4 protein-coding genes are annotated in these 5,055 nt (G+C 30.5%); all 4 read right to left on the bottom strand.

Features of this window, described 5'->3' with window-relative positions; genetic code table 11:
* A partial coding sequence (locus ACOYLT_RS09980) for a hypothetical protein (protein WP_422853708.1) occupies nucleotides 1-884 on the bottom strand: 884 nt, incomplete at its 3' end.
* Nucleotides 833-2,035 carry a hypothetical protein gene (locus ACOYLT_RS09975; RefSeq protein WP_422853707.1) on the bottom strand — a complete coding sequence of 401 codons (1,203 nt, stop codon included), beginning with the start codon at nucleotides 2,033-2,035 and terminating at the stop codon, nucleotides 833-835. The genes ACOYLT_RS09980 and ACOYLT_RS09975, both read right to left, overlap by 52 nt.
* Nucleotides 2,036-3,826 carry a hypothetical protein gene (locus ACOYLT_RS09970; protein ID WP_422853706.1) on the bottom strand — a complete coding sequence of 597 codons (1,791 nt, stop codon included), beginning with the start codon at nucleotides 3,824-3,826 and terminating at the stop codon, nucleotides 2,036-2,038.
* 231 nt (nucleotides 3,827-4,057) lie between these two features.
* Nucleotides 4,058-4,231 carry a hypothetical protein gene (locus tag ACOYLT_RS09965; RefSeq protein WP_422853705.1) on the bottom strand — a complete coding sequence of 58 codons (174 nt, stop codon included), beginning with the start codon at nucleotides 4,229-4,231 and terminating at the stop codon, nucleotides 4,058-4,060.
* Between the last annotated feature and the right edge of the window lie 824 nt (nucleotides 4,232-5,055).

Genomic DNA, 5,055 nt, shown 5'->3' with positions numbered 1-5,055 from the left:
CAATAAATAAGGGAATGACCAGTTTCAATTTTGTATTTTAAAATACCCTTTATTTTTAAATAAAACGTTTCATCTATTAATGTGTCTTTGCGTAGAATACTTTGACAAAGCCCTAGGTATAGTTGATTATCCATACATATGCTTTCAGAAAACTCTAATTCTTTTGGTGCAAGAATTAATTCAGGAACATTCATAAACATCCTGACTATTTTATTCTCTTTATTTATCGGATATTGTTGTAATATTTTGTTGTTTTTATAAATGTATTTTAATTGCCAAACAGGATCGTACCCGGTTAACTTTGCTAGAAATCGTTTAGGCGATGTTATATTTTTGATTGATTTCAATATTGGAGAATTCTTTTTTATATCTTCATATAATTCACCATTTACACTGGGATAACCATTGGACTTATTTGTATTTAGCATTGGATTAAAAAAGACAATTTTGATATCTGGGAATAATGGTTTAATTATCAGAAAATCTGTAGATGAAAAAACATCAATTATTATTAGCTTAGGCTTAATTTCTGTTATCACCTTGCTTAACTCAGCCTTTCTCTTTTTATAGGTTGTCATTTTTAATCCGTTTGTAATTGCACTAAGCAAAAAGCGAATAGACATTTTTTGCCCATGTTTCTGCCAACATTCAACTGGGTCAAATCCAAGTGCAAATCTTACTGATTTAATAATCATATTTTTAAACCCGTTTGATTGAACTAACTCTGCGAGCTCTCCTTCGTAACAGGCATATACTATTTCGTAATTTTTAGAAAACAATACTGCCAAATAAAACGAAGGAATCACATGACTTCGTATTGGGGCAGGAATAATTAAGCACGTTTCCATAGCACCACGAGTTTTTGATGTAGTAGAAAGGCCCATTTTGCGAGTAGTTTAAAAAGTAAATACAAAGCAAAAGAAATGAAGAGTATCTGATAAGCTTTGCTTATAATAACAGACACATCCCAGTTATTGAAGAAGAGGACCTGCTTTAAAGCATATAAGAATTCATTGATATCAGTAATGATTGTTTTCGATTGAATCAAAATACTTTGAATTATAAATAGCCAAAAACATGTAGTTGCAATACCATAAATGAGCAAAGGTATATTTGGTTTCCAATTATTATTTGTCTTAAAAGTTATCAATCTTTTGAAAAAAAGTCTTACCTCTATCGACGAATTATCGTTTAAATTCGGTTTGTCTAAAGAATCTGAAATTACCCAATATGCATCTGATCGGATAAACGGATTTAAATTGTAAAATGTTTTTGTAAAGAGGATTATTTGAATCATGAGGAATAGACTGTTGGTAGTAATAAAAAAGAGAAGTCCAAAGCCCAATCCAATAAGATAATCAAAAAATATACCTGATAGATTAATGATTATTCTATCTTTCTTTTGAATATTCCATGTATCTGATAAATCAACAAAAAATACAGGAAGAACAAAATAAAAACCAAAGCCAATATTTCCAGGTGATGATTGCTTTGCCTTAGCTGCCATAGCGTGACCAATTTCATGGAATATATGGCAGATAAATAAAATGGAAAAAACGAACCCTGATTTTGTATTTAAATAAACACTTTTATGGGTTAAAAAAACAACTAAGTTTGCTGAAAACAAAGTAAATAACAGACTGTAAAACATTTTGGTTTCAAAAATGAAATTTAGATGACGGGTATAAATTTTTTCTAGTATTCCAGTTTCCAGAATTATAATTTTTGCTTTTAAAATGCTTTGACTGTTTCTAGGCTTTAACTTTTCATAGCCTTCGATAAAACCACATTTAGAAAGTCTTTCTCTAATAAACTCTTCTAAAGCATCAACAGAAATTGTACGGCCAAAATATTTTATATATTCATCTTGTAGCTGTTCAATTGTTCTGCTACCGTCCATTAATGATAAAAACTGTTGGAATTCCTTTTTGAGCTTTAACTGATAACCAAACTCTTTTTGATTTAAAACAATATAATCGCCATTTTCGATAATTAGCGTACTGCTATTTAATATTGGTTTACACTCATTAGTCATTTATTTCGGATAAAGATTCAGAAAACTATTTAAGGAATTTATTGTTACAGCTGTCGTAAACAATCTATTGAATTCTATCGCCCTTACATTACAGCCCTGCTCTGAAGCTGGCCACTCTCTAATCTCTAAAGGGTTTAATACTTCGGTATCGGGAAGCCTCATTGCATTTGTTGCATTCCAAGAACCATCCATATATTGTTCGGATAGTAACTCTTTAACCAAGTCAAGTATTAACGTTTTGCTGTTTATAATGTTTAATGATTTTAAAGCTATACAAATATTTAATTGTAGTGCAGTATAAAATATACTTCTGGTATTGTTAGTGTCAGGGTTCAAGAATGGCTTATAGTTGTTGACTGAGCTGACAAGTTTAGTCTTTATAATATTTTTTAATTCGAAATTATTAATTTGCCTAAAGGCAAGAGAAAGCCAAAAGAGACTGTATGTTTCATTTGTCCACCAATAGGCAATTTCATTTTTTGAGTTTAAGTTTTCAACTAAAAATGCTTCTATTTTCTTAATATAGTCTTCCTCAATGTAATTCTTATTGCATAACAACAGATAATATGTTACAGCAGAAACACATAAGTGTGATTGAGTCCAACCGATGTATTTACTCTCTTTGGGATATTTCATGTACTTTCTTAATTCCTTAATTTCCTTTTCGGCATATGTAGGAAATCCTCCGTCAATATTCTGACGTTGGACAAGTCTATCAAATTTACTTTTTGGTGCTGCTTCTAATCCGAGTAATGCAAAATTTGAAGAATCAGTATCGTTTAGATATGATTGTTTGTAGCCCCAAAGCGGGTGTGCATCCTTTAGTAATATATTTTTTGCTTTTTGAATATTATCTTTTGGGATAATATTGTTGCAAAAGAAGGTAATGAAACCGGTTGCCCATATATCACTTGCACCTGCCGATGAAAGATACTCAAACCAGCTGCCGTCAGTTCTTTGTTTTTTTACAATAAAATCTATCCCCTTTTGAATACTCTTGTGTATTGATGGCGCTAGATTATGTCCGTCAATAAAATTATTCGCTTTAATTTCTGAATGTCTAACCTTCGCTTTAATTATTTCCAAATAGACCTCTTTTTGATTTAGAACACCTTTAAATATTTTGCGATTGAAATTTATTACTTCTATCCATTTGGTTACTTTAAAATCTTTTGCAAAAAATTCTGAATTTTCTAGATGAAGCAATGCTTTTTGTAACATTTCATTTGCTATGCCTGATAAGAATAAATGCTTTTCGATTTCGTTTGAATCCCTTAATACTTCATCTAGACTATTTTCTTTAAGAAACTTACGCACATTATGAATTGCCAAATTAAATTGTTTGTTTTTAAAATCTTCTTCAACATCAAAAAGATCATCAAAAAGTTGCATCGCAATCGAAAATTCACTATGCGATTTGGTTAAAGCATTATGGGCTTCCTTATTCTTTTCCTGCGATAAAACATGTAATCCATCTATTGCTAATTTTGCAAAAGCTGATTTATTAGAAGCAAATGTCTCATATTGTTCTCTATCAATATTTTCAAGTTGATATAACTTATCAAGTTCTTCAGTGCTGTCAAGTTCTAAATTTCTTTTTTGCCAAAAAACCCAAAATGTTGATTCTTCGCTAAATAATTCAAGAAGTATTTTTTTTGCTTGATTTAGAAAGATGCGGCTTATTGCAACTTTTTCTATGTCAATATTATCCGGATTGATTTTGTCAATATAATCGTCTCTTAAAACTATTGCTTTGTAGCATAAAAATCCTGCAATATTTAATGCTTCCAATTTCTTTCTGTCTATGTTATCAAACGCCTCTAGAAAAAGATATGGGTAACAATTATAAAAATATGCATATTCATTAAAATCTTCGTTTTCTAATAATGCATCTATTTCGTTATATTCAATTTTTTGCTTTACATAAGAAATTATTTTTTTCTTGTACCTGCTTGTTTTCATAATTGTTTTATTTAAAAGAGGGGTATAGAAATACCCCCCCGAGAAGTTTTAAAATTATCTTTACCACAATTTAATTTTTGCTCCTCCTTCTCCCCCAACTGCTTTACCATCTTTGACTATAACTTTTGCAGTAGGCTTAACTTTATCCTTTTTCCACCCTGCTGCTTCCGCAGCCATGTCAAACTCCAAACGTTCTTTAAGTTCCTCAACTTTAAAGTGTTCGAGTAAGTCCATGTAATTGTCTTGTATTTTCATAACAATTAAATTATCTTTACAAATGAGCCTACTTCGGTCAGGCTGTTACCGAGTAACTGTTTCTTTGAAATGGTCAGTTATCAAACCATATTGTGCTTATTATAAGGGACTTCGAAATAAATTATTGTTTATAATTCTTTTATGAAACTATCTCGGTTTTTTCAGAAATTGTTATTATAAATTGTGGACACGTATGTAGTTTTTTATTCGACAAGCTTTTTATCTGCCCCGAAGATTATGCCTAATGAAGAAGTAAAGATGTTTTTGCGCAATCAATTATCTGTACCTTAATTTTGATATAGTTACCCATCTCCCCTCACCTACAAATAAGCTTTTTACCGATTTTTCATTAATTCCTCTTATGCTTTCTATAAACAAAGTTTTATTACGCAACAGTAAGGAACCTATATCGCATTGTGCTCCTGCGTTCCGATGCAGGAACTACTTGTGCGCCTCTGGCGTAAGACTATAATAATGAAAGTTCTGACGATCCTCCTGTGGCGTGTGTTAGCTTTATAAAAATTTCAAATTATACACGGTTTATAACGCATTTAAAAAAACTGCCAATAAAGTATAGGGTTTCATTAATTTTTCAAATACCTCGATAATTACATTAATAATCAATCCCTTGAATACTTTTACTGAGATAATTGTATCGTTTATATATTAAACAGGGAAACGGAACCTTTATATAAAGATAAATTTATAAAAATGAAATATTTTATACCCATCCTGGTAGCAAACTTTTTTAACAAGCATACTGTTATCTCAAAATAATAAGCATACAACAGTTGTTATTATTG

Origin of the sequence: Flavobacterium sp., assembly GCF_049318185.1 — a bacterium.
Classification (GTDB): domain Bacteria; phylum Bacteroidota; class Bacteroidia; order Flavobacteriales; family Flavobacteriaceae; genus Flavobacterium.
Note: the sequence above shows the minus strand (reverse complement) of the source record. Positions and strands in the feature narration are given on the sequence as shown.